A 23,271-nucleotide genomic window follows, 5' to 3' on the forward strand; every position below is an offset into this window, starting at 1 on the left:
AGTCAGGTGAGAGGAAGTTCAATGAAAGGAAAGAAGCTATCGGCATTTAGCCTGCTGGCAGTATCAGTCTTGATTCTTTCAGGTTGTTCATCAAGTGACTCAGCCGGTGTGAAGATCGAAGTACCAGATATTCCAATGCACGAGCAAATGGGCGATTTTGAAGGCGAAGTAAACATTGTTAACTGGTCTGGATTCGTCGATCCAAAGTGGACCGATAAGTTCGAAGCAGACACCGGTTGCAAGGTCAATTCACGTGTAGCTGGAACAAGTGATGAAATGGTTACTTTGATGCGAACAGGTCAATATGACATTGTTTCTGCATCGGGTGATGCTGCACTACGTCTAATCGTAGGTGGAGACGTTCAACCACTTAATGTTGACTTAATTCCAAACTTTAGTGATGAAATTGCAACAGGTATGCGCAATAACATCTATGACACTGTGAATGGCAAGCCATACGGTGTTCCAATTGGCCGTGGAGCAAACCTTCTCCAGTACAACGACGATGTAACTAAGGGTGCTCCAAAGAGCTGGGATGTTGTTTGGGAGACAAATAGCCCATACAAGGGCAAGATCACTGCTTACGATGCACCAATTTACATCGCAGATGCTGCTGTGTACTTGATGTATCACAAGCCAGAGCTAAAAATTCAGAATCCATACGCTCTAGATAAGACTCAGCTAGATGCAGCAATTGCTTTGCTCAAGCAGCAGAACTCAATTGTTGGTGAGTACTGGTCAGACCCAGTCGCACAAATAACATCATTTGCTGGTGGCAACACAGTTGTTGGAACTTCTTGGGAAATCCTTCGCAAGTTCGCAGCTAAGCCAAATCTAAAGACAACTCTTCCAATTGAAGGTTCAACTGGTTGGTATGACTCATGGTTGGTTAGCTCAACGACAAAGAACATTAACTGTTCTTACGCATGGATGGATTACACAAGTACAGCTTCTGTTAACGGCGCTATCGCGATGAACTTCGGTATGGCTCCAGCAAACATTGCTTTCTGTGCATCAAGTCCTGAAGCACAAGCTCACTGTGATGAGTTTGCTGCTGAAGATGAAGAGTTCTTCAAGAGAATTTGGCCTTGGACAACTCCAATCTCAACCTGTGTTGATGGTCGCAAAGATGTGGAATGCACCAGCTTCCAGGACTGGACAAATGCTTGGGCAACCGTAAAGGGTTAACAAGCACCGTATGACAAATGAGTAAAGAGTGAGGGGATTTAGAAATAGATCCCCTCACTCTTTATCAAATTTTGAGATGTTCAAACATAGAAATAGGTAGAGATGAGCGCAGTTACAACGAAAGTCGGCACTAGGCCGATTTCCTCGTACCTGTACAAGCATGCCAAATTAAGATTATTTGGTTTGATTGCGCTGCCCATGTTTTGGATCGTAGGCGTCTACATCTTCTCGCTATTTCTTTTGTTAATTACAGCATTTTGGTTTGTTGATCCCTTCACATCAAAGGTGATCCCTGGCTTTACGCTCGAAAACTTTACTTCTCTTTTCACAGTCCAGGCTTATGTCTCAACTTCGATTAGAACTTTGTTTATTGCACTTGCCGTCACCGTTGTTTCAGTGATCTTTGCTGTCCCACTTGGTATCTACATGGCAAAGATCGCGCGACCTTGGGTTAGAAATGCACTAGCTGTCGCAATTACTTTGCCACTTTGGGCAGGTTACTTGGTAAAGATTATTGCGATGCGTTTGGTCTTTACAGAAGAAGGTTTCTTTAATTGGGCCCTTGCTCCACTTGGAATATCAGGGCCAACTTTCTCAATCCCAATTGTGATTTTGACTCTTACCTATCTTTGGTTTCCCTACATGGCACTTCCTGTTTTCACAGCAATCCGCCAAATCCCGCCAAATCTCTTCGATGCATCAAGTGATATGGGTGCCAAAGGTTTCACCACTATCTATCGCATTGTTTTACCGCTAATTGTTCCAGCCATTATCGCTGGCTCTGTCTTTACATTTTCACTAAGCCTTGGGGACTACCTAGTAGCTAAATTTACTGGTGGTTCCACCCAAATGATTGGTTCAATCATTGCTTCCAACATTAACCTGAACCCACCTGTTGCAGCGGCCTTTTCAATGGTGCCTATCGCATTTGTGCTTATCTATCTGATGGTTGCTCGCCGTACGGGTTCCTTGGAGCGGATGTAGCCATGTTACGACTTTCTAGAACCAGCAGAATAATCTTGATGGCAATTGTTACCTTCATTTTGATCTTTATGTATGTTCCGCTATTAGTTCTGATTTTGAACTCATTTAATCAATCTAATATTTCAAGTTGGCCTATTGCAACCTTCTCAGTGAAGTGGTGGGAATTTGCAGCCACTTACCAACCAATTCGTACCGCCCTTCTCAACTCAGTAATCGTTGCGGCAGGCTCCACCATTATCGCCGCCTTCTTGGGAACCCTGGTTGCCTTTGCGCTGAAGGGCTTTGATTTCTTTGGTAAGGGCACAGTAAATCTCTTGGTCGTATTACCAATTGCGCTTCCAGGTGTTGTTACTGGTGTGGCATTTAGCAACACCTATAACTCGTTTTTATCACCAGCTGGTTTTAACATCGGCTACTTTGGCATGATCGTTGCCCACGCAACATTTTGTATCGTCATGGTCTTTAACAATGTGTTTGCCCGTTTAAAGCGTATGAACCCTTCGCTACAAGAAGCATCAGCTGACCTTGGTGCAGGTCTGTGGCAAACATTTAGATTAGTAACCTTTCCACAATTTAGAACCGCATTCGTCGCAGGTGCATTACTTGCTTTTGCACTTAGCTTTGATGAAGTAGTGGTAACAATTTTTACTGCCCCACCAGGTGTGGACACCTTGCCGCTCTGGATCTTAAAAGAGATGTCACGACCTAATCAGGCCAGCGTTGTAAACGTGGTCGCAACCCTAGTTATTTTGATTTCACTAATCCCTGTCTACATTTCTCAGCGCTTAACTCGTGCCCAAGAAGAGGGCAAGTAACATCATTAACCACATCTTTAGGCTGTGACGATGAAGAGATTTCCTTTTATCCGCACGGGTTTGATTCTTGCGATCTCACCAATTCTTCTGGCCTTTGTTACCTCACTTTTTCAAGGTGGCTCTATGTGGGATGAAAGCAGCGGTACAGGAACCTTCATCTGGCTTATGTTTTTGACTCTACCCCTTGGATTCCTGCTAGTCGTTATCGGCTTAGTAATGGCACTGGTGCGTAGAACGCGTTAGTCGAGATCATTGTGGGGCTGAAAGCGGATTGCTACCGTTATCGCATGACGCGCTCTCGGGTATTTCTAGCCCTGCTGCTGTCTTTGTCCCTTATCTCTGCACCAACCTTTGCCGCAGTTAAGGCAGGAGCCAAGTGCACTAAAGCTGGCGCTACTGCAACAGCTGGTGGCAAGAAATTCACATGCATTAAATCTGGAACACGTTTGATCTGGAACAAAGGCGTTGCAATTAAAGCGGCACCTAAACCATCGTCGACTCCCGTTGCAAAGCCTGTCGAGGTAACACCAACACCAACACCAACACCAACACCAACACCAACACCAACACCAACAATTCCACCAAAAACTCTGACCCCACTAGAAAAACTAAATCAAGATCTGTATCAACGTTACTTAAAGGCTAGTAAAGTGGTAAGTCCAAGCTTTAACTTTGTACGTTGTCCGACTGTTAACGCATCCATGGCCGAATTAACCGAAAAGGCTTACATCGATGCTTACGCATTTTGGGCTCCCATCTATAAAGCAAATGCAAAAGTAAATTGGTTGCTTATGAGTGAAAAAGATTGGGATTGCTGGTATGAAACTACCGAAAAATTCGAGGGACCAAATCCTGTAAGCCGTTCTTGGAACGTTTGGAACAAAAGCACTGGAGTGATGGGGCACTGCAATGTTGGCTCATTTGTTTTTTGTGGATACGGAACTGGTGTGCAACCTGGGGGAGTGTTCGCTCAATACAATCTAATCGGCACCGAATACAAGATTGCGCCTACACCGATGACAGTTCATCATGAGACTGTCCATATCTATCAGGCACAAGTTGTTGCTGATAACTTCAAAACTTCGAAAGCCAATACCGTCGCTTGTTGGTTCATGGAAGGTCAAGCCAATCTTTTCGGTGTTCCAATTGCGTTAAAAGGCGATCCAACTTCTCATCGAAATTTTGAAATTAACCGGTTACTCAAGGTTTATCCGCAAGGAAGATCCTTCACACAAACTCAATGGTTGGGTGTCTTAAATGACTTAAGGTCAAAAGACACGACTTTTTGCTTTCAGAACGAGCTGGGGTATTCACTTGGGTGGTTTGCGCTCGAATGGACATACATGAATTATTCGGTTGAAGAGATGCACACCTTCCTTGAGCTAATTGCAAAGGGTTCAACGTGGGAGCAGGCAATTCAGTCTGTGTTGAAGATGGACGAACAGACGTATTACGGGAAAATAGCCCAATACTTCGCCGACGAGTTCTAACACCACCAATCTGTCAGTCACTCTGCGTAACATCTAGGCCATGTTCGAATTCATCCTGCTCTTCATCTTCTTCTACCTTGTCTTCAACTCATTCTCCCGCCGCAAGGCCCGCCGCAAACCGCGCACCCTGGATGCCGAACTGCGCGCCTTAATCCAAGAGCACAACACCAACACCGGCATCGCCCTAGACATCAAGCGTTACCTCTTGGACATCATCAATGACAACAACAACGATCTCGAAAAGTTCAGCGACTCCCGAATCAACCAAGCCCAGCACCTGCTCGATCGCGCCGGCCCTGCAGCTTTCTACTGGATGGGGGAGATCGCAGCCCAATTAGCGTTGCTCTCTGCCGCTCAAATCAATGGAATCCCAACCAACGTAAATGCAGAACTGCGCGACGGAGCAACTCCGGAAGCTGTAATTGAAGTGGTTGTAAAAAGTTAAGTTCTGTCACCTGTGCAACATCCACAGATTAAGTTGTAAAAATTTTTTAGCGTCTATCAGCATCTAACTTTCGCGATGCATGGCGCTGTAGTTCAGCGGATAGAGCGCTCTTTTAACGGAAGAGGCGGTCGTGGGTTCGAATCCTACCAGCGTCATGCACACCAAGTGGCCCCACGAGTCGTTACGTGGGGCTACTTTTTTTGCCATAAAGTTTTTGTCAGTCACTCTGCGTAATCTGCACCCAAACCACTGAAAGTAAAGAGATAATCAACCCATGGGATTTTTCGCGAACTTCAAAGCTAAACGCGCAGCAAAGCGTGCCAACGCTGTTTACCAAACAGAGCTACTTGAATGGGAGAGGGAAAACCAAGTCCTCACTCAAGCCCTAGAAATCTTCACCGCTGCATCATCTGGCAATGAACCCGATGATCACTCCTTGACCCAGAAAAAAGGCGAATTAGTTTTATGGACTGGCCAAGCTATCTATCAAGTGGCAGGTAGAACGCCCTCCACATTTAGCGGCGGCTCCCAAGGCGTTTCCATTCCACTAGTTGCCGGTATACGTTACCGAGTCGGCTCATTTAAAGGACAAACGATTCCCGGCGTAGAAATGCAGATGGATAAGGATCAAGGAATGGTTAAGTTAACCAACCAACGACTTATCTTTGCCGGCCCCATCGCAACTACCGAGTGGGCATTTGCAAAACTACTCTCATCTTTTTCAAATCCCGCGCGAACAGATTTCATCTTCGGTGTTTCAAACCGACAAAAATCATCCGGCCTTAGATTCTCACCCGAAGATGGCTACACCTTCGCCCACCTGTTTGCCTTAGGCCTTCACTCCTATGAAAACGGAATCCCCGCCACCATCCAAGCAATTCAGAATGAGTTGAAAGAGGGCACTACAGATAAACCAATGCTGGAGCTGCCTTCAGCTAATTCATCCACACAAACTTATCTACGACCTTAATTGTCGAATTCAGAGCATCACAAAACTCTTCTGCGAATTCAGTCCCCGAAATCTCGTTGAGGGCATCCTCGATATCAACATCTGCTGCAATCCCAAACATCGCCTTCATCGTTAGATACTCACTCTCGGGCATCACCAACTGCACCTCCATATCCATGGAAAAAGCTGTCCCGGGCACACCGCTCGACTCAAACTCAAAGTGAATACCTTTGTCAGTTACATCCCAGTAGTAAAGAACCTCACCATTTTCACTCAATAACTCGTTTTGTTTTACAGGCATAAGCATTTCCTCAAACAATCTGTCTAGTTGATTTCTAAACCCTTCCCACATGCACACCCTGCATCTGACATCTGGGTCATCACCTTCCATGACGCACCCACCAGACGCATAACGCCTAAAATCAAAATCATCGCCAGGCATCCCCCAAAGGATTCGCCTGATCACACCGCTCTTATGGCACTCAGGGCAGATTAACTTTCTAAACGCTTGTCGCTCGATAGCTTTCATATTTTGAAGATAGCCCCTGGCACTGACAAACCAGAACTAATCGTTCCAATCCCACCACGTCGCACGACCCTTGTAGTCATACTCGCACTCAAGGATCTTCGCGCAGAAAGCATCTAGCGACATCGCCCCGTTGTACTGCTCAAAGTCCAGCCCCCACGTGGTAACTCCCACAACGTACCCCTCATTATCAATCAACGGCCCGCCGCTACTTCCCGGAGAAATATTGTTGGTAATCAAAACCTCTGATCGATTGAAATTCAATACATTTCCAAAGGACACAGATCCCTCGTATCCATCAGCGCTTCCAACCGCCATCACCCAATACCCAGGCCATGGAGAGTTATCTGACAGCGCCAACACCGGAAGCTTTATCTCGGTTGCAATAACAGCCAAATCATTTTCTTCATCCCACTTCACAATGACAGCCGCAACCTCATCTTCATAGAGTCGGTTGATTGTCAAAACTCCAGCACCATCTATACAGTCATCAATCACATGATGATTTGTAATCAGAGTAGTTGGATACTCCTTAGACACATCAGTCTCTAACTCAATAGCCCAAGCAGTTCCTTGAGTTCCCTTACCCTTCTTGGGATCACACCACACAGTCACAGTCGACTCCTGAGTTCTATCAACCAACTGCTCAATACTGCGCGGAGGCACATACCCATCACCTGCAGGATCCTCACTTGCAAACTGCGCAGATGGAGCCCAGGTCAAAAAGAAAGCTCCCAATGCAAAGGGAGCAGCGATGATGGCTAGGTAGGTAGCGAACTTATTGGGTTCTTGTTTCATAGGTAGAACAGTACGGAGAGTGACTGACAAATGGTGACAGCTGCGTAATCACACAAATGTCAGTCACTCTGAGTAACTTGGTCTCATGAAGCGAAAGTGCCCAACCTGTAACTCCAGCGATGGAGTCCGGATCATCATCTGGGGGATGCCCGCCCGCCCACCAGATGAATCCAAGTACTACATCGGAGGCTGTCTGATGGATGATCAAATGCCTAACTACAAGTGCATTACTTGCGGCTGGGAAGGGTTCAGAAAGACAAATCCAAATTTGACCTTTAATTCGGGGAATTGAAACAAATTCATGTGTAATCTCGATATATGGATTGGAGTCATAAATCTATTTGGCTCACAAATAGCAGATCATTGGTGCAATGAAGTTAAGTCTTGAAATGTATTCAACGATTAAGAAAATGCACAATAATCGAAAATCACTTCTAGAAATTGCATCTCATCTTGATTGCCCAAAAGACATCGTTCAAGATGTGATTTTGAGCCAGGACTTTAGTGAGTTTACAGTTTCGGCGCAACGAACTAAGAAGAGTGAAAAAAGGAAAAAAAGTAGAAGTGACGAAATTTTAAATCCGAGAAAGAAATCAATCATTAAGTTAAGAAATGAAGGTGAAACGCTCGATTCAATTGGCAAAACGTTCAATCTCTCTCGCGAGAGAGTTCGACAAATTCTTTCGGAAGTAAAGGATGTGCCAAATGCGCAGCAAGTTAAAGACCAAAAAAACGCTAAGGTATTGCAAGAAAAGAAAAAAGAGGCTTTAGAGTTGTTTGTACACTTGGATTCGAACTGGGAATCATTTCGCAGCAAGACTGTCCCCGAGATAGCCAAAATGCTCAACGTAAGTGAACGAAAAATAAAAAGGTCCATTTCCAGAGTCCAATTGCTCTATTTAACTAGAAATCAAGAAAGCTCGATTCAGCAGACTTGGTCTCATCAGGACTGCATAGAAGTATTGCGATTAGCAGCGACCTTTACTTTTCCTTTAACGATACTTGAGTACAGAAAATTAGTTAGTAGCAAAACTATTCAGGGCCCAACAGTTAATATCTTTATCTCAAGATTTGGATCATGGATGAATGCTTGTGATGTTTCAGGTGTTGAAACAGGTGAGCCTCAGCGTTTATACAATTCAACATGGTCACGAAATGAACTCTTAATGTTCGTCCGTAAATTCATGTACGAATCGCAGAGTGAGAGCTGGTCGATCGATCGATACCAGTTATGGCGTGCCAGACAAGATCCATTAGCCCCCTCTGTTGGCCTTCTTCGCCTGAGGTTGGGCACTTGGACCGAAATTAGGGTTCAAGCCCTAGAATTAGAAGCACCTGATTTCGATATGTCCCATTACAGAACATTGGAGAGTAATGAAGAGTGAGTGCGAAATTCTGGACACGGTCCTTTCGGGTAGTTTAATTGCTGAAGATCGTGAGCGACTTTGGAAATCCGCGACAAATATTCTGAATCACGGCAAGGCCTCTAAATCAGTAACAGGTTTAGCTCTGGGTTATGTGCAATCTGGCAAGACAACTCAAATGATTGCGTTAACTGCGGCTGCATACGATGCAGGCTATAGAGTGATTATTGCTCTACTTGGTACAACAAATCTGCTGTTAGAACAGAATTCAAGCCGATTTTCAGAGAAACTTCAGATTGATACGAGAAATGATTTTCGGTGGGTTGAGATAATGAATCCGTCAGGTTCTGCCGCAGTTTCTAAATTAAATGATAATTTAAACAAAGGTCGAGCTGTTCTTTTGCCTGTTTTGAAACATAAAGGGCGTATTGAAAATCTCACTGAGGTTCTTAGAAAATGTGATTTAAGTGCTTCGCAAGTACTTATCTTGGACGATGAGGCGGATCAGGCATCACTCAATTCTAGAGTAAACGAAGAAAGCGAGAGTAAAGTTTACGAAGCTCTAAGTCTGATGCGTGAATCATTGAGTAGGCACCTTTATGTTCAGTTTACCGCGACGCCATATGCGCAACTTCTTCTTGAACATGACGACCACCTTTCACCAGATTTCATAGAGTTTCTGACTCCTGGAAAAGGTTATGTTGGAGGGCGCGAGTTTTTTATCGATAACGCGGACACGGTTGTTCGCGCGGTTCCATTAAGTGATGAGCAGAATGCCAATGCGAAGTTGCTCGAGGTGCCAAATAGTCTCAAGATAGCCACTGCTAATTTCATTGCAGGCGCGGCATTGCTATTAGTGAACGATGATTCTGCAAAAACAATAAGTATGCTAGTTCATTCAACGCACAAGAATAAGATCCAGAGCGTTTATCACTTCTTACTTAAACTGCTAATCAAGAGTTGGCGCGAAAAAGTTGACTTGACTTTAGAATCAATTCCTGGCGAAATTCTGACGGAGCGGGTTCGGCTTGTTCAAAATGGTGCAAAGAATATTACTGATCAGGAATTTATAGAAAAAGTTAATTACGTTCTAAAGGAAGTTATATTCTGGCTCGTGAATTCAGCGTCAGATGTTAAGAATGTCAATTGGCTAGAAGGTCCAATACATATTTTAGTTGGTGGCAATAAACTAGATCGTGGTTTTACAGTTGAAGGCTTAACAGTCACTTACATGAATCGCCCAACTTCAGATCAGATTGACACGCTAGAGCAACGAGCACGAGCGTTTGGTTATCGAGGAGATTTGCTTCCATATTGCCAATTCTTTGCAACTTTGGGAACCGTGCGCATGTTACGTGGAATTGTTCATACCGAGTTTGATCTTCGTGCCAGACTTGACGATTGGATTTCTGCCGGAAATGCACCTCGTGATTGGTCCCGGGAGATAGGAATGTTGCTTCCCTCTGGTGCAAAGCCAACGCGCTCAAGCGTTTTCAAAGCAATCACGAGCTTTAATGAAAGAGGAGGCTGGCATCAACTTCGTATGCCAAGTTTGAATCCCGAAGACTTGTCATTTAATCGCTCTCTGATCGAAAATCTTGGGATCTTTGAGGCAGATAGAACTGACTATGGCCGCATTCATCATCGGGAAATAGAGATTAAATCGAATATCCTTTTGGAGAATTTCTTACAAAAGTGGAAATGGGATGGTTTTAGTCCAGGCTGGGAACTCGAACATATCCTCCAACTCTTTGATTCTCTTGGCCCACGGAACCCAGCGGGAAAGAACTCAAAGGTAAAAGTCTTATTGATGCAATATGAAAATGAAGATGTTCCGCGAGAACGTGAATGGCGATCAGATACTGGCTTCGTAAACCTATTTCAAGGTAAAGATGCCAAATTTTCCCTCGAGGGCAATCTTAACCTGTACCCAGGAGATAGAAATGTTCCAGTCTTGATCGAAGGTAAAGATTGTTTGGCACTTCAGATACATCGTATAAAGCCAAAAGGGTTAAATCTTGATGAAATATTCACGTTAGCTGTGTATCTTGGAGACTCCAAGATAGTGAAAGGAATCTCATTGTGAGCCAAACGCTGGGTGCGACTAAGTTTCTAAACATTGAAGATCTCCTTCTTGATCCCCAAAATCCCCGCATTCCTGATTCAAAGAAAGGTGCAAGTCAGACAGAATTAGCAATCACCCTTGACATGGGTTTTGATGCTTTTACTGTTGCTGAATTGATGGCAGTACATGGGTATTTTGCGAGCGAGCCGATGATTGCTATCCCAGGTGAAAACGGAAAATGGATCGTTGTTGAGGGTAATCGTCGATTAACAGCCATATTAGGTTTGACAGACCCAAGCATCAGAAGTGAATTTCTCGATTCCAAAAAATGGGATGATTTAGCAAAGAATTCGAAACTAAAGAGGTCAGACAAGATTCCTGTTGTGACCGCAAAAACGCGGCTAGACACAGCCCCAATTATTGGCACCAAACATATCGGCGGAATCTTGCAATGGAAGCCCTATCCACAAGCTCGCTATATCGCAAATTTGATCGATGTAGAAGGAATTGAGTTTGCAGATGTTGCTGTAATGATAGGACTAAAGAAAAATGTCGTTATCGATTTGTATCGCGAGCAAGCTATCGCAGCGCAAGCTAAGAGCTTGGGTATAGATACAGGTAATGTAGAAAGTGCGTTTTCATTGCTTACAGTCGCCATGAAGAATTCAAAATTGAGAGAGCATGTTGGTGCCCCAATAGGCTCGATGGTTAAATCTGGGCAAGCTCCAATTCCCGAAGATAAAGTTGATGAGTTGACAGAGGTATTGGTTTATATCTTTGGTGATGAAAAAACTGAGCCTGTCATTTCAGATTCGCGACAGATTACAAGTCTTGCCAACGTGGTCGCCAACAATGATGGCCTAAAGGCGCTGCGAGAGGGAAAGAGCCTGGAAGAAGCTCGCCAAAAAATTGCCTCAACAGGGCAAACACCTCATGAACGCCTGATAAATAGATTGACGACAGGGCGTAATGCGTTAGTTGCCGCGGCAGATGATATTGCCGAGGCATCAGAAATTGAAGCAGTGAAAACGTTATTGATTGAAATTGATGATGCTCTCGGAACCCTTAAGACGGTGATTGAAGAAGATGCTTGAAGGGGTCCCGGTTGGGAATGAAGAAATTGCTGACTGGCTTGAGATTTCGATTTTATCTGGCGGGCAAATAGGTAACACGAATCATCAGCTAGAAATCTGGGCAAAAGATTTTTGTGGACTGAGTGCGTTACAAGTTGCAGGTGGACTTAAGGTAATTGAACGTCGAGCTCAAGTTTTGCGAAATCTGTATCCTTTTGAAATTAATGAATTGGCAGTAGTTTTAAATAAGACAATGCTTGAAACGGCATATGTTTACCTACTTTTATCATCCCGCCCAAGTTACAATTTCAAGTGGCAAACTAGTTCTCCAACCACTGAAGAATCTGAAGTATTTGAAGTTTTCGTTTCTAAGTGCATTGAAAACTACTTGGGAACGGATGCTCAAGCAATCCCATTTGGCTGGCCATCAAAATTCGGTCGGCCCATGGAGTTTCATCTGGCGATTAATTGGTTGTCAGATAAATTGGGGATTAAGCAAGGAACTGGATTTCGCCCACCACGCAGAAAAGACGGCGGCGTGGATGTTGTCGCTTGGAAGCCCTTTAAGGATCGACGGACTGGATTTCCAGTTTATTTAGTACAGTGCACATTACAGAAGGAATTCACCTCAAAAGCTCGAGACATTGATTTACGGCTTTGGGCCGGATGGTTAGAGATGGATCGGGATCCGATGACAATTTTAGCTATTCCAAAGACCGTCCCTCCAGGTGAACAATGGAATGAGATATCAGCCAATGCAGTTATTTTTGATCGACTAAGACTGACTCAATATTCAAGTGATTCTATTAGCACAGAATTAGGTCAATACTTGAAGGATAAGTTATTGGTTTTGAATACTTTTGGAAGAGACCACCTTGCTTAAGTCTGAAGTTGCTAAGTCGATCACTGATAAGTTGGGAATACCGGAAGTGCATTTCTCTACCGGGTCAACTGAGCCAAAGGAGCTCTTCTTAGGTATTGCTGACTCTCTTGGAATTGATATTGAATCAGCAACAACAAAACCGGGATTGGCAAGATCAATAGTCGAAAGTAGCGGAGGATCCTGGCTTCCCCAATTCGAGTCAAGTGGAAGCACCGTTACTTTAGAGGGGCTATTGGCAGTTCAGTCCGCTGTGGAGTTTTTCCTCTCCAACAGGCCCTAGTTAACTAATTTGAGTTTTGGCTTTCGAACTTTCTTTAAATTTGATTCATCTGGATGAACGAGATTTCCTGGGTCGGCTAAGACTAAGTCTGGATTATTTGGAGCCGTTGATAAACTCTTTAGTAATTCTGGCGTCTCCTCTAATAATTCATAATCGCGTATGGCCAAAGCTTTCATGGCTTGATAGATCACTCCTACGTTAACTGCATTGCCGAGTTGTTTAAATGAAGCCGCTTCCCTTTGACCATAGAAATTAAACCATTCTGGAAATCCTTGGAGCCTAGCCCCTTCCCTAACGGTGAGCCGCCTCTTTGATTTTCTATTCTTTCCAACAATCGAGGTCTGAGTTATTGCAACTAGAGCTGGTACATAAGTTGATTTCTTCGCCCGAATCCCAGAAGGCCGAAAGTGCATGATGCACGACCAAAGATTCTTCGAATCTTGAGCTTGCCATTCAAATTTGCGACGGCTAGGTGGAAAATCCGATAGGTAGTCATTCTCCTTTAGCCATTTATCCAATATCTTCTTATGTTGCATATAGAAGTTTTCGTTTTTGTCGAGAAAATCACGCTTCCAATCGGGCATGTCTTTTTCTCTTCTTACCTTCTTGTTTACTGGCCAAGCATCGACCCAGATTGGAAATCCAGGTAGAGAGTTGTCTTTCGAATCAGCCAAAATCGCGTCGACAAATTGGCTCCAAGTGTCAATCCAATTAATCTCTGTGGAAGTTAGTGCCACCTTGATTTTTTCTTCCTTAGCCAAGTTGTCCTCAAGAGGCAGGTGCTCTTCAAGATTCCAATCCATTGGACTCCACCCTGACTTAGCCCATTGCAAATCTGGAATCTCAACATCTGACAGGAAGTTGGTTTGTCCAATTGGTAGACGTGTTGCCGCGATCAGTACGCGTTCTCTTACTTGCGGTCTACCACCAAAATCTGGCCTTATCTGATGGGGGGATACAATTAGCGGCTTGGAACTTACTCGGTACCCATTTTCACGCAAGGTTCGAATGATAACTTCCCACTCGTGTGCATGACGAGGTCCAGAAATATTCCTCACATTTTCTAGCAAAACAATTTTAGGTTTTTTTACTTCAATTATTTTTGCTATGTTCCAAAAAAGAGTCCCACGGGCTTCATCCATTCCTCGCTGCAAACCGGATTTACTAAAGGGCTGACATGGGAATCCTCCGACTAGTACATCGTGGTCAGGTACGTCGACTAGTTCGTCATTTGCTAATTTGGTGATGTCGCCCTCTGGGACTAGTCCCCAATTAGATTTATAAACATGTGCTGCATTTTCGTCGATCTCGGAAGCCATCACGCAGACCCCGCCCAAGGCGCTCAAAGCTGCGTGAAAGCCTCCGATACCAGCAAACAGATCAACAAACCTAAAACTCATGATCCGATCGTATTGGGTCGAACTGACAAATGGTTACCCGTCCCGGAGTTTCGGGATTAATTGATGAGTTTATGAACTTGCACTTGGCGCACCAGAAACCCAATAAACACTCTCGCCATCCCTCTCCAATATCTTGTACTCGATCATGTATCTGCGTAATGCAGCGGTGTCAGGGTGGAACTTGGCGATGATCTCGTTGAGTTGCTTCTCGGGGTACTTGGTATCGGGGGAGAGCTCGGAGGCGATGTGGCGCAGGACTGCCAGCTTCTTGGGCAGCTTTACGGGAATGCTGATTAGGGTGCCATCGGGGCGGAAGAACTGGTCGATCTGTTCTGACATGGGTTAAGTGTAATTGGAGCTTGTTGATGGAAGGTTCGGAGTACGCTGAAAGCATGACGAAGAGACAAGAGTTCAGGGTAATTCGAAGTTATGCTGGCTTTGAAGTTCGCGAGTATTTGCCTTGTTCTATTGCAGAGGTAAAGGTCTCGGCTGATTATGCAACTGCTGGCAGCGTGGCTTTTGGTTCTCTCTTTCAGTACATCTCCAAAGGCAATAAGAGCTCTGAAAAGATTGCTATGACAGCTCCTGTTATTTCTGCGCAAAAGGCTGATAAGAGTGATGAGAATGAATGGTTTGTATCTTTTGTGATGCCAGCTGGAACAACCTTGGGGCAGTTGCCAGATCCCAATGATCCGCGAGTTGTGTTGCGAGAGCTGGGTGCTGAAACATGTATTGCGGCATCTTTTCGAGGTAGAGCAACTGATGAGGTAGCAAAGAGGAAAGTGGCAGAGCTTCGAGTCTTAGCGGCAAAGGAGAATATTGCTTTGTCTGATGAGACAAGAATCTGTCGCTTTGATCCGCCATTTAAGCCAGGGGTGTTGCAGTACAACGAGATAGTTATTCCGGCGTATTTGTAGCGGTGGTTGGTTAATTACTCTGTGTAATTAGAAAAAGTGCTTTACTAGAGGTAGTAAGTGCAGGGGAGCTGGTAACTCTTGATAAAGATCTGTACCTACTTGGAGCTCTGGACACAATGGCCTCGATTTCGAGGCCATTGTGCTGCACCAAAAGGTCGATAATGAGTCAATGAAGATAATCAAAAGATTTCCGCAGGTGATCTTGGGGCTTGCACTTGGTTATGCAGGTATTGGGCACTTAACTACTAGTCGGCAAGAGTTTCAGGCGCAGGTTCCGAATCTGTTGAAGGATTATGCAGATTTTGTTGTTGTGGCATCTGGAGTTGTTGAGATTGCTTTGGGACTTGCTTTGGTGGGGTTGTGGAAGTATCGAGTACAGGTGGGTTGGGTAGTGGCTGCGTTTTTTGTGGCGATCTTTCCGGGAAACATCTCGCAGTATGTAAATGGTGTTGATGCATTTGGTTTAGATAGTGATACATCGCGGTTGGTGCGCTTGTTCTTTCAGCCGTTGTTGGTGGTGTGGGCGCTGTGGAGTACTGGGGCTTGGCAAGCGCGTAAGAAGAAGAGTGTTGTTATAGAGCGTGATGATTTAGAGGAAGACACTATCTACGGCTAGTTAATTTAGTTTGCTGTAGCCATAACTAATTGATGCAGCTGTTGCTACCCAGATTTGATAGGGCACTAGTGCGATTCCGATTGGGATAGATGTTCTAAAGGCGATGATCAGCATTGGGATTGTTAATGCTGCAGTTGCTGCAAGTGCCATGGATGCAAGGCTTAAGTTGTGTGGGCGATAGAACTGAAAGGCCCAGGTCAGTGCGCAGGCAACCGATAGTGCGAAAAAAGATAAGTAGATCAATGTGGTTGTGGTCGTTGCGCGTTGTGCGATGGTGACCGCTGCGATTCCAAGAACAACAAAGTTATAGGGCCAGATGATTCCGAAAATGAAATCTGGGGGCTGCCAGGCGGGTTGGTTTAATGAGCGATACCAACCATCGCCGGTGTTGACCCACAGACCTGAACCGATGACGTAGATAAAGACCAGTGCGATGCCTGCAAAAGCGGTCAGGTTTTTCATCAGTTAGCGATGTATGCGTTCTTTGATTGCAGCAGGTACGGCGCCTTTTGCTCGATATGTTGTGCGGGGTTGTGCCTTTGGAATTTTTGCTGACACCGCGAAGTTTTTAGCAACAAGTAACAAAATCAAACGGGATTCGGCCAAAGCAAAGGATTCACCTAGACATTTGCGAGAGCCGGCTAAGAATGGGAAGTAAGCACCGCGGGGTAGAGAAGATTCAAAAGCTGGGTCTTGCCAACGCTTGGGATCCCACACCTGCGGATTTGTGAAGTACTGCGGTAAACGCTGAGTCACGTACTGACTTATCAATACATGCGCACCTGCCGGGATATGCACGCCATCAATTGTTGTGTCCACTAACGCAATTCTTGGTGAAACCCAAACAGGTGGTGCCAAGCGCAAAGTTTCACTTAATATCGCAGAGGCAAATTTTGAACTTTCTTCAAGCTCGGCAAAGGTTGGAACTGTGTTGTTGGTAATCCAAGCTGCTGCATCTGCTTCTTGCGCCAACTTAGCGGCTGCCTCTGGGTTGTTGCTCATGTAGGCAAAGGCCCAGGTTAAAACGTTTGCGGTGGTTTCATGGCCACTAAGGATCAAAGTTAAGACTTCATCCCGGATGTGTTCCATCGAAATGTGTTCGCGCATTTGAAGCAGGATTCCCAATAGGTCATTGGTGTGGGTGGTGTTGCTGGCGATGCGCGATTGAATGATTTCTTCTGCGATATCTGCCAATTTGTTTGCGGCTTCTTCAAAGGCCACAAAGTAAGAAATGGCTGACTTATCAAATCGTTCAAGGCCCGGCAGCATGGTGCGCTCGATACGATCAATTGCAATTTCCATCGAATGGGCAATCTGGGCGGTGTATTTAGATGAATCCAAACCAAACAAACATTGACTGACTATTTCAAGGGTAAGCGCCATCATTTCAGGGGCGAGATCGACTGAATCCTTGCCCTTCCATTTAGAAATGTGTTCGACAACTAGCTTGTGCATGATTGCAACATAGGAATCTAGGTTGCCGTGGTGAAAAGGTGGTTGCATCAAGCGGCGATGATTTAAGTGAATTGGCTCTTCATTGGTAAGTAAGCCTTCGCCCAAAACTTTGCGCATGCGCGCAAAGCCAACACCTTTAACAAAATTGTGTTGCTGTGCAACGGTGACTTGATGAACCGCTTCTGCTGAAAAGACTCCAATGAATAACTTGCGGGATAAGAAAAATGCGCAGTGGTTGCCATATTTTCTCTGCATCGATGCCATGAAGTTTGGGGTGTCGCGGATGAAAGTAAGTGTGAGCCAATCTGACAACAGGGGATTAGGGCCGGGTAGATTTGCTTGCTTCTTCCAATTTTTGCGAGCTACTGGCTGAGGAATTGCTGGGTAATTTTCAGGGCGAGGGGTATCAAAGGCGCGATCTGCAGTCATGCTCATGCTGTAATGGTAATTGCTCTGCTGTGTATTTCAAGGTGCTTGTGTCGGCGCGGTCATGTACCGTTTTTCCATGCGCAAATTACTGGCCATACTGATTGCAATGACTTTTCTTGGCAGCGGGGTTGCCGTTGCGCATCAACCTGTTTCGCTTCTAGATAGCGATACAACTGCGGCAAAAGGTCCGCTGCTGGTTGATGGAACAGTTTCTTTTGCGATTCGTGCAGCCTTTACCAAGGCAGGACAAAAGAGAGCTTTTAGAGCGCAGTTCAAAGATGGCGATCAAATCTCTGTTCAGTATTTGATCGTGGATGGCAAGCCAGAAAATGCTCTGCGCACAACTGCTTTGCCAATATTGATGATGACCGGACCCAAAGGAACTAAACCTTTGACGATGAAGCTAAATGAGCGCACAAAATTTTATGAACCATATGGGCGAACCAATTATTTGTATCTAGGTAGATATTCAGGGACCGCAGTTGCTGGTGTGTACAACTTTGTTATTACTGCAAGAGGCCGAGCAGCAATTACAGTTGCAGTCGGTGACAAAGAAATACCTGGAGAAGTTGTTCGTGGAGCGGTTCCAGCGGCAACTGCGGTTGCATCACCTGCGCCAGTTGTGACACCAACGCCAACGCCAACGCCAACGCCAACTCCAACGCCAACGCCAACGCCAATGCCAACGCCAACGCCAATGCCAACGCCAACGCCAACTCCAACGCCAACGGCCACACCAACTCCAACTATTGCGGGTTACACAATGACCCAGGTACGAGCAAATAATTCTGCTCGCAGCTGTTGGACTGTAATTGACGGCTATGTCTATAACTTAACTAATTGGATCAATTCACACCCTGGTGGATCCGGTGCGATCTTGTTCTTATGTGGAACTGACGGAACAAGTGCATTTAAGGCACAGCATGAAAATCAATCACGACCTGCCATCAGATTAGATGGTTATAAGTTGGGGCCGTTGAATAAGTAAGTGTTAAACCTTTTTGCCACGTTCAATTGGCAAAGGCCACTTAATTTCCACGCCAAGTTTTTCTGCTGCGTAGAAAGGAAAACGTGGATTGCGCAAAAATTCCCGCGCCATGAAAACAGCATCTGCTTCGCCGGTTTGGATGATGTGATCGGCTTGCTCTGGCTCAGTAATTAAGCCAACTGCCGTTGTCATGATTCCAGTTTCAGCGCGGATGGCAGTTGCAAAGGGAACCTGAAAACCAGGGGTTGCCTTAATCGGTGCGTTATGAATGTTTCCACCCGTTGAAACATCTACTAGATCAACACCGTGGGCTTTGAGCAGGGCACACATTTCAACTGAATCAATTAAGTTCCAACCGTCATCGACCCAGTCGGTTGCAGAGATGCGAACAAAGAGCGGAGTACCGGCAGGAATTGCCGCCTTAACTGCATCAACTGTTTCAATTAAGAAGCGGATACGGTTTTCAAAAGATCCGCCGTATTCATCGGTGCGCGTATTTCCAAGAGGTGAATAGAACTGGTGAAACAAATAGCCATGTGCTGCATGTAGTTCGATGACATCAAAGCCAACTGCAATTGCGCGCTTTGCGGCATCAACAAAATCTTGTGTGAGCTGGTGGATTTCAGCAACATTCAATGCGCGTGGTTCTGGGTAGCCATGAAAAGCGATTGCAGAAGATGACACGGCTTGCCATCCGCCTTCTTCAGGTGTTGCCATTTTGTGGTCGGCCCAAGGCAATGCAGTTCCGGCTTTGCGACCTGCGTGGGCTAATTGGATTCCCATCTTTACGCCATGGCTATGAGCAAAATCGATCATTGATTTAAAGGCGTGTGCATGTGCATCATCTTCGATAGATGGACAACCAATTGAAATACGTCCTTCTGGAACAACACCGGTTGCTTCAACCATGATTAAACCGGTGCCACCTGTTGCAAAGGAGCCCAGGTGGACTTCGTGCCATTGGCCTACGACGCCATCTTTGGCCATGTATTGGCACATTGGAGAAACCCAAATGCGGTTAGGGAATTCAACATTGCCGATCGTTAATGGATCAAAGAGTGCGCTCATGTGTGCAGTCTATGGGAACTTTTTGTGAACTTCAGCCTGTCTTTAGCGGGGCAAATGCCCACCAACTTGTTAGAATTCGGCGTGGTAAAAAATCGAGGCGGGCTAACCAAAGTGGTTGGTGCTGCGATCATTTTTCTTACTTTAATTAGCACGATTGTCGTAGTTGCAAAGGCCTGTCACAAGGAACCAACGGCAGCAATTCCTGTTGCAACCAGTGCAATTCATGCTTCACACGGGGATCATCACCATGCACCCCCAGCTACCCAGGGTTTATCTAGCAGCTCCTTGATGAAGGAAATTTGTGTCGGAATCTTTTATCTGGTTTTACTTTTAGGTGGAAAGTTTCTTCTAAAGATTTTCCATCGCTTATATCAAGAACAAGTTTTGGCCTTTAAAGTCGGCCTCATTGCCTATCGCCGAAAACACCCTTTTAATCTCACGCTCTCATTGCCTCAGTTAGGTATCTACAGAATCTAAACCCCCCTCGCCTCTGTCCAAGATCTGCGAGAAAGGTTTAGCCATGCCGATTTTTATTATTGTTGTACTGCTCTTCCTGGGCTTAACACCCAGTAATGGTTGGGCTGCGCCCACGGTGGCAAGCGCACAGCGCGAAGTTGATCGTTTGCGTACTTTGGCAGCTGAAAAGTTTGAAGCAGCTAATGAAGCAACTATTCGAATCAAGGAGTTGGAAAAGCAAACCGCCATCCTTGAAAGTCGAGAAGCTGAACTTCGCAAAGAACTAGATTCTGCCGGGCTAACCCTTTCGCGGATCGCTATTTCGCAATACACCAGTTCTGGATTGGGGCAAGGGTTAGATCTACTTTTCTCATCAGATCCAACAAAGTATTTATCTGATGCCGGAGTTCTAGAAATGGTGTCAAGAAAATACGCTCAGCAGTTACGAGAGTTTGCACTGAAAAAGCAAAAAGTTGAGGCAACGCAATTTGTTGTTGTAGATAAAACCTCTCTACTTAGGGCTGAAAGAGCGAAATTAAATCGACAAGTAAATGATGCAAAGAATGATTTGGCTGCAGCACAAAAAATTCTCAATGGATTGAAGAAAGAGGATCGAGAAAGGCTTGCCAGAGAAGAAGCTGCTCGCGAGAACAAGATCCTTAGCGATTCTAAGAAATATGCTCAAAGTTATAAGGGAGATAACACGCGCGGTTCTATTGCACTGAAGTTCGCCTTGGCTCAAGTAGGAGATGTTTATGTGTGGGCAGCAGCTGGGCCGACGCGTTGGGATTGCTCAGGTTTGACCATGCGTGCATTCCAAAAAGCTGGAGTCTCATTGCCTCACTCCTCTCGAATTCAGGTGAAGTATGGAAAAAATATTCCAGCATCTTCACTTAAACCAGGGGACTTACTGTTTTTTGGAAAACCAATCAGCCATGTATCGATTTATATGGGTGGGGGAAAGATGGTTCAAGCTCCACGGCCAGGAAAAAAAGTAGAAGTTGTTAAGTTTGTAAAAATGTTTGGAAAGAAACCATTTGTCGGAGCACGTCGATTGTGATGAGGAATAAATATTCAATGAGAAAAATCATTCTTTTGTTGGCAATTGCATTGGTTGTGCCTCCGGCGATAGGTAATGCCACAAACCACAAGCCAACCCTTGCTCAGATTGAAGCCGCCAAAAAAGCTGAAGCTGCAAAGAAAAAGGTCGCAGCCGATGCGCTGAAACGGTTAGAAAAGGCGCGTGGAAACTTGCGTGCCTTAACCGCGATATCCAAAGCTGCAGAAGCTAAATATCTTGCTGCTCGTAATGAATTAGCGCGAGCAACGGTCAAGTCTGTGGCTGCAACGAAGATATACGAAGAGGCGGTTGCTTCTGTCGCCTTTACGCACCGTGAAATCGGAAAGCTTGCAGTTCATGCATATCGAACTGGTGGCGGACTTACAGATATCGAAATGCTCCTTGATGCACGAGGACCACAAGAGTTAGTTGATCGAATTTCAACCCTTGATAATTTAGGAGCAACCAACAAAACTGCGTTGTCCAGATTTAAGTCAGCCGAAGACAAGGCCCAGAAAGCAAAAGCTGTTGCAGATGCAGCACGCGAAGAACAACGCGTTGTCACTATTCGTGTGGCTGATGCCAAGAAAGAAGCTGATGACGCCCGCGCAGAGCAACAAAAAGAGGTAGAAAAGCTTCAGGCGGTGCAGGATAAGTTGCAGCGTGATTTAGCGTCGGCGAAAAAAGTTCGTATTACATTAGAACAGCGCAGACAGTTAGCAATTTTGGAAGAAACACGTGCAAATGAGGCAACCAAGGTAACTGGCCAATCAAAGATCTGGCGCACTGGAGGACCAACCGGTGCTAAGAGTTCCCGCACTACACAGGCTCAACGATTACAGGCTGTGGAATTTGCAAAGCGACAAGTTCTGGCAAAGAAACCATATGTATGGGGAGATGAAGGCCCGAACACATTTGATTGCTCTGGACTTGTTTACGCAGCTTATAAATCTGCAGGATTAGGTTGGCCAATTTGGGACCGACTTAACTCTGGGTTGTATTACACATATACAAAACAGATTCCACTTGCTGAAATGGAGCCAGGAGATCTTCTCTTCTACTCATACAAGGGAACAATAAGCACAATTCACCATATCTCTATTTATGCAGGTAATGGAATGATGTGGGAGGCTCGTTCTACCAAGAAAGGCCTTCGTTATTCAGATATTTACAGCATGCCGGGCATGATGCCTTTTGCAGGAAGGGTATAACGATGAAAAAAGTAGCAGTTATTGTTTCGATAATTCTTGCTTGCAATATCCACACTGCTTTTGCATCGGGAGAAAGTATTGGATCACTTTCACACATTCACAGTGTAAGAGCAGTAGGAAATCAAATAATTCTTGGTACCCATGAAGGTTTGTATCAATATCTTGATGAAAAGACCGTGAAAAGAATTAGCCCCGAAAGATTTGATGTGATGGGGCTAGCTGTATCGAATAAGGGATTCTATGCAAGTGGTCACCCTGGTCCAGGATCAAAGCTGCCAGAGCCAGTTGGCCTTTTACTGACTACAGATCGTGGAGCTACCTGGAAAAAGGTTTCTCTTACTGGTGAAGTTGATTTTCATACCCTCGAAACTGTAGGTGAAGAAATTTATGGAGCTGACTCAGGGTCAGGGCAATTAATGTATTCAAGCAATGGTGGAAAAAGTTGGGTTAAGCGTGGCCCAAATACCTACATGGACATCGCACCAGATCCAACTGTAAAAGCCAGGGTTCTAGGGGTAAAGGAAGGGAAGCTGTTTCGCTCTGCCGATGCATTTAAAAGCACCAAATTAATCAAAACCCCTTTTGTAGTTGATTCTATTGACTGGATCAAAGGCAGCTTGATTGCAGCATCTGGAAAGATTTTGTATCGATCTACTGACTCTGGCTCATCGTGGAAGAAATTAACAACGTTGCAGTCTCAAATTGGAACTATCACGCAATCCCCACAGCTAATTGCTGTTGTGATGGGGAGCGCCATTTACTCTTCAAACAATGGAGGAAAGAGCTTTAAAAAGTACCAGAGCAAGTAACT

Annotated in this window: 25 protein-coding genes and 1 tRNA gene; 19 read left to right on the forward strand and 7 right to left on the reverse strand. The window is 45.1% G+C overall.

Going from position 1 to position 23,271, the window contains the following annotated elements; genetic code table 11:
* The first annotated feature begins 21 nt into the window (after positions 1–21).
* From AC9UC2_RS04370 to AC9UC2_RS04405, 8 genes are all read left to right on the forward strand, one after another.
* Entirely contained in the window at positions 22–1,188 is a 1,167-nt protein-coding gene (locus AC9UC2_RS04370; RefSeq protein WP_509525647.1) for an ABC transporter substrate-binding protein, read from the forward strand.
* A 198-nt stretch (positions 1,189–1,386) separates the two neighbouring features.
* Positions 1,387–2,172 (forward strand): ABC transporter permease, encoded by a 786-nt coding sequence (locus AC9UC2_RS04375; RefSeq protein ID WP_509525649.1) that lies wholly within the window; start codon positions 1,387–1,389, stop codon positions 2,170–2,172.
* Positions 2,173–2,174: 2 nt separating this feature from the next.
* Entirely contained in the window at positions 2,175–2,987 is an 813-nt protein-coding gene (locus AC9UC2_RS04380; protein WP_509525652.1) for an ABC transporter permease, read from the forward strand.
* A 30-nt stretch (positions 2,988–3,017) separates the two neighbouring features.
* The gene (locus AC9UC2_RS04385) at positions 3,018–3,230 is read left to right on the forward strand and encodes a hypothetical protein (RefSeq protein ID WP_509525654.1); all 213 of its coding nucleotides are present in this window, start codon (positions 3,018–3,020) and stop codon (positions 3,228–3,230) included.
* Positions 3,231–3,274: 44 nt separating this feature from the next.
* Positions 3,275–4,477, forward strand: coding sequence for a hypothetical protein (locus AC9UC2_RS04390; protein WP_509525656.1), 1,203 nt, complete (start codon positions 3,275–3,277; stop codon positions 4,475–4,477).
* A 40-nt stretch (positions 4,478–4,517) separates the two neighbouring features.
* On the forward strand, positions 4,518–4,922 hold the full coding sequence (locus AC9UC2_RS04395) for a hypothetical protein (protein WP_509525658.1): 405 nt from the start codon (positions 4,518–4,520) through the stop codon (positions 4,920–4,922).
* Between the two features lie 81 nt (positions 4,923–5,003).
* Positions 5,004–5,077: transfer RNA gene (locus tag AC9UC2_RS04400), tRNA-Leu, on the forward strand.
* A gap of 119 nt (positions 5,078–5,196) precedes the next feature.
* Entirely contained in the window at positions 5,197–5,892 is a 696-nt protein-coding gene (locus tag AC9UC2_RS04405; protein WP_509525661.1) for a hypothetical protein, read from the forward strand.
* Here AC9UC2_RS04405 and AC9UC2_RS04410 read toward each other — a convergent pair.
* Together AC9UC2_RS04410 and AC9UC2_RS04415 are read right to left on the reverse strand one after the other, a co-directional pair.
* Positions 5,858–6,400, reverse strand: coding sequence for a hypothetical protein (locus AC9UC2_RS04410; protein ID WP_509525664.1), 543 nt, complete (start codon positions 6,398–6,400; stop codon positions 5,858–5,860). The two genes, AC9UC2_RS04405 and AC9UC2_RS04410, sit on opposite strands and share 35 nt — an antisense overlap.
* Positions 6,401–6,436: 36 nt before the next feature.
* Positions 6,437–7,195: a S1C family serine protease gene (locus AC9UC2_RS04415; RefSeq protein ID WP_509525666.1), complete on the reverse strand. Its 759-nt coding sequence runs from the start codon at positions 7,193–7,195 to the stop codon at positions 6,437–6,439.
* Between the two features lie 371 nt (positions 7,196–7,566).
* Here AC9UC2_RS04415 and AC9UC2_RS04420 point away from each other — a divergent pair, with 371 nt between their 5' ends.
* Genes AC9UC2_RS04420 through AC9UC2_RS04435 form a run of 4 tightly spaced genes read left to right on the forward strand, consistent with a single transcriptional unit; the run spans position 7,567 to position 12,580 of the window.
* Positions 7,567–8,580 (forward strand): sigma factor-like helix-turn-helix DNA-binding protein, encoded by a 1,014-nt coding sequence (locus AC9UC2_RS04420; RefSeq protein ID WP_509525669.1) that lies wholly within the window; start codon positions 7,567–7,569, stop codon positions 8,578–8,580.
* Positions 8,570–10,645, forward strand: coding sequence for a Z1 domain-containing protein (locus tag AC9UC2_RS04425; RefSeq protein ID WP_509525672.1), 2,076 nt, complete (start codon positions 8,570–8,572; stop codon positions 10,643–10,645). Before AC9UC2_RS04420 ends, AC9UC2_RS04425 begins: the two co-directional genes overlap by 11 nt.
* Complete coding sequence (locus tag AC9UC2_RS04430) at positions 10,642–11,718, forward strand: hypothetical protein (RefSeq protein WP_509525675.1); 1,077 nt, start codon at positions 10,642–10,644, stop codon at positions 11,716–11,718. The genes AC9UC2_RS04425 and AC9UC2_RS04430 overlap by 4 nt, the downstream gene beginning before the upstream one ends.
* Entirely contained in the window at positions 11,711–12,580 is an 870-nt protein-coding gene (locus AC9UC2_RS04435) for a hypothetical protein (RefSeq protein ID WP_509525678.1), read from the forward strand. The genes AC9UC2_RS04430 and AC9UC2_RS04435 overlap by 8 nt, the downstream gene beginning before the upstream one ends.
* A 276-nt stretch (positions 12,581–12,856) precedes the next feature.
* On the opposite strand, the gene AC9UC2_RS04440 is transcribed toward AC9UC2_RS04435, so the two are convergent.
* Both AC9UC2_RS04440 and AC9UC2_RS04445 read right to left on the reverse strand, forming a co-directional pair.
* The gene (locus tag AC9UC2_RS04440; RefSeq protein WP_509525681.1) at positions 12,857–14,260 is read right to left on the reverse strand and encodes a DNA cytosine methyltransferase; all 1,404 of its coding nucleotides are present in this window, start codon (positions 14,258–14,260) and stop codon (positions 12,857–12,859) included.
* Positions 14,261–14,329: 69 nt separating this feature from the next.
* Positions 14,330–14,599 carry a DUF2087 domain-containing protein gene (locus AC9UC2_RS04445; protein ID WP_509525683.1) on the reverse strand — a complete coding sequence of 90 codons (270 nt, stop codon included), beginning with the start codon at positions 14,597–14,599 and terminating at the stop codon, positions 14,330–14,332.
* 53 nt (positions 14,600–14,652) lie between these two features.
* Here AC9UC2_RS04445 and AC9UC2_RS04450 point away from each other — a divergent pair, with 53 nt between their 5' ends.
* A complete protein-coding gene (locus tag AC9UC2_RS04450) occupies positions 14,653–15,177 on the forward strand; it encodes an SOUL family heme-binding protein (RefSeq protein ID WP_509525686.1) in 525 nt (174 codons plus the stop codon).
* A 169-nt stretch (positions 15,178–15,346) separates the two neighbouring features.
* Positions 15,347–15,793, forward strand: coding sequence for a DoxX family protein (locus AC9UC2_RS04455; protein WP_509525688.1), 447 nt, complete (start codon positions 15,347–15,349; stop codon positions 15,791–15,793).
* Here AC9UC2_RS04455 and AC9UC2_RS04460 read toward each other — a convergent pair whose 3' ends face one another.
* Together AC9UC2_RS04460 and AC9UC2_RS04465 are read right to left on the reverse strand one after the other, a co-directional pair.
* Positions 15,794–16,255 (reverse strand): TspO/MBR family protein, encoded by a 462-nt coding sequence (locus AC9UC2_RS04460; RefSeq protein WP_509525691.1) that lies wholly within the window; start codon positions 16,253–16,255, stop codon positions 15,794–15,796. It lies immediately after the preceding gene.
* A 3-nt stretch (positions 16,256–16,258) separates the two neighbouring features.
* A complete protein-coding gene (locus AC9UC2_RS04465) occupies positions 16,259–17,683 on the reverse strand; it encodes a cytochrome P450 (RefSeq protein ID WP_509525694.1) in 1,425 nt (474 codons plus the stop codon).
* Between the two features lie 70 nt (positions 17,684–17,753).
* Here AC9UC2_RS04465 and AC9UC2_RS04470 point away from each other — a divergent pair, with 70 nt between their 5' ends.
* Complete coding sequence (locus AC9UC2_RS04470; RefSeq protein ID WP_509525696.1) at positions 17,754–18,665, forward strand: cytochrome b5 domain-containing protein; 912 nt, start codon at positions 17,754–17,756, stop codon at positions 18,663–18,665.
* A gap of 3 nt (positions 18,666–18,668) precedes the next feature.
* Here the strand turns inward: AC9UC2_RS04470 and AC9UC2_RS04475 are convergent, their stop codons facing one another.
* Complete coding sequence (locus AC9UC2_RS04475; RefSeq protein ID WP_509525699.1) at positions 18,669–19,733, reverse strand: NADH:flavin oxidoreductase/NADH oxidase; 1,065 nt, start codon at positions 19,731–19,733, stop codon at positions 18,669–18,671.
* An 81-nt stretch (positions 19,734–19,814) separates the two neighbouring features.
* On the opposite strand from AC9UC2_RS04475, the gene AC9UC2_RS04480 reads away from it, so the two are divergent.
* From AC9UC2_RS04480 to AC9UC2_RS04495, 4 genes are read left to right on the forward strand one after another with little or no spacing between them, the layout of a single operon-like run.
* Positions 19,815–20,210 (forward strand): hypothetical protein, encoded by a 396-nt coding sequence (locus AC9UC2_RS04480; RefSeq protein WP_509525701.1) that lies wholly within the window; start codon positions 19,815–19,817, stop codon positions 20,208–20,210.
* A 43-nt stretch (positions 20,211–20,253) separates the two neighbouring features.
* A complete protein-coding gene (locus AC9UC2_RS04485; protein ID WP_509525704.1) occupies positions 20,254–21,249 on the forward strand; it encodes a C40 family peptidase in 996 nt (331 codons plus the stop codon).
* Positions 21,250–21,266: 17 nt separating this feature from the next.
* Complete coding sequence (locus tag AC9UC2_RS04490; RefSeq protein WP_509525707.1) at positions 21,267–22,460, forward strand: C40 family peptidase; 1,194 nt, start codon at positions 21,267–21,269, stop codon at positions 22,458–22,460.
* Positions 22,461–22,462: 2 nt separating this feature from the next.
* The gene (locus AC9UC2_RS04495) at positions 22,463–23,269 is read left to right on the forward strand and encodes a WD40/YVTN/BNR-like repeat-containing protein (RefSeq protein WP_509525709.1); all 807 of its coding nucleotides are present in this window, start codon (positions 22,463–22,465) and stop codon (positions 23,267–23,269) included.
* Positions 23,270–23,271: the final 2 nt, after the last annotated feature.

This window comes from Candidatus Planktophila sp. (assembly GCF_036734405.1).
GTDB lineage: Bacteria > Actinomycetota > Actinomycetes > Nanopelagicales > Nanopelagicaceae > Planktophila.

Coding starts and splice junctions, on each gene's coding strand:
- AC9UC2_RS04420 (WP_509525669.1), top strand. CDS start 7,567: ATGAAGTTAAGTCTTGAAATGTATTCAACGATTAAGAAAATGCACAAT.
- AC9UC2_RS04380 (WP_509525652.1), top strand. CDS start 2,175: ATGTTACGACTTTCTAGAACCAGCAGAATAATCTTGATGGCAATTGTT.
- AC9UC2_RS04375 (WP_509525649.1), top strand. CDS start 1,387: ATGTTTTGGATCGTAGGCGTCTACATCTTCTCGCTATTTCTTTTGTTA.
- AC9UC2_RS04440 (WP_509525681.1), bottom strand. CDS start 14,260: ATGAGTTTTAGGTTTGTTGATCTGTTTGCTGGTATCGGAGGCTTTCAC.
- AC9UC2_RS04385 (WP_509525654.1), top strand. CDS start 3,018: ATGAAGAGATTTCCTTTTATCCGCACGGGTTTGATTCTTGCGATCTCA.
- AC9UC2_RS04395 (WP_509525658.1), top strand. CDS start 4,518: ATGTTCGAATTCATCCTGCTCTTCATCTTCTTCTACCTTGTCTTCAAC.
- AC9UC2_RS04460 (WP_509525691.1), bottom strand. CDS start 16,255: ATGAAAAACCTGACCGCTTTTGCAGGCATCGCACTGGTCTTTATCTAC.
- AC9UC2_RS04495 (WP_509525709.1), top strand. CDS start 22,463: ATGAAAAAAGTAGCAGTTATTGTTTCGATAATTCTTGCTTGCAATATC.
- AC9UC2_RS04490 (WP_509525707.1), top strand. CDS start 21,267: ATGAGAAAAATCATTCTTTTGTTGGCAATTGCATTGGTTGTGCCTCCG.
- AC9UC2_RS04435 (WP_509525678.1), top strand. CDS start 11,711: ATGCTTGAAGGGGTCCCGGTTGGGAATGAAGAAATTGCTGACTGGCTT.
- AC9UC2_RS04425 (WP_509525672.1), top strand. CDS start 8,570: ATGAAGAGTGAGTGCGAAATTCTGGACACGGTCCTTTCGGGTAGTTTA.
- AC9UC2_RS04405 (WP_509525661.1), top strand. CDS start 5,197: ATGGGATTTTTCGCGAACTTCAAAGCTAAACGCGCAGCAAAGCGTGCC.
- AC9UC2_RS04450 (WP_509525686.1), top strand. CDS start 14,653: ATGACGAAGAGACAAGAGTTCAGGGTAATTCGAAGTTATGCTGGCTTT.
- AC9UC2_RS04485 (WP_509525704.1), top strand. CDS start 20,254: ATGCCGATTTTTATTATTGTTGTACTGCTCTTCCTGGGCTTAACACCC.
- AC9UC2_RS04410 (WP_509525664.1), bottom strand. CDS start 6,400: ATGAAAGCTATCGAGCGACAAGCGTTTAGAAAGTTAATCTGCCCTGAG.
- AC9UC2_RS04415 (WP_509525666.1), bottom strand. CDS start 7,195: ATGAAACAAGAACCCAATAAGTTCGCTACCTACCTAGCCATCATCGCT.
- AC9UC2_RS04465 (WP_509525694.1), bottom strand. CDS start 17,683: ATGAGCATGACTGCAGATCGCGCCTTTGATACCCCTCGCCCTGAAAAT.
- AC9UC2_RS04470 (WP_509525696.1), top strand. CDS start 17,754: ATGCGCAAATTACTGGCCATACTGATTGCAATGACTTTTCTTGGCAGC.
- AC9UC2_RS04475 (WP_509525699.1), bottom strand. CDS start 19,733: ATGAGCGCACTCTTTGATCCATTAACGATCGGCAATGTTGAATTCCCT.
- AC9UC2_RS04390 (WP_509525656.1), top strand. CDS start 3,275: ATGACGCGCTCTCGGGTATTTCTAGCCCTGCTGCTGTCTTTGTCCCTT.
- AC9UC2_RS04370 (WP_509525647.1), top strand. CDS start 22: ATGAAAGGAAAGAAGCTATCGGCATTTAGCCTGCTGGCAGTATCAGTC.
- AC9UC2_RS04445 (WP_509525683.1), bottom strand. CDS start 14,599: ATGTCAGAACAGATCGACCAGTTCTTCCGCCCCGATGGCACCCTAATC.
- AC9UC2_RS04455 (WP_509525688.1), top strand. CDS start 15,347: ATGAAGATAATCAAAAGATTTCCGCAGGTGATCTTGGGGCTTGCACTT.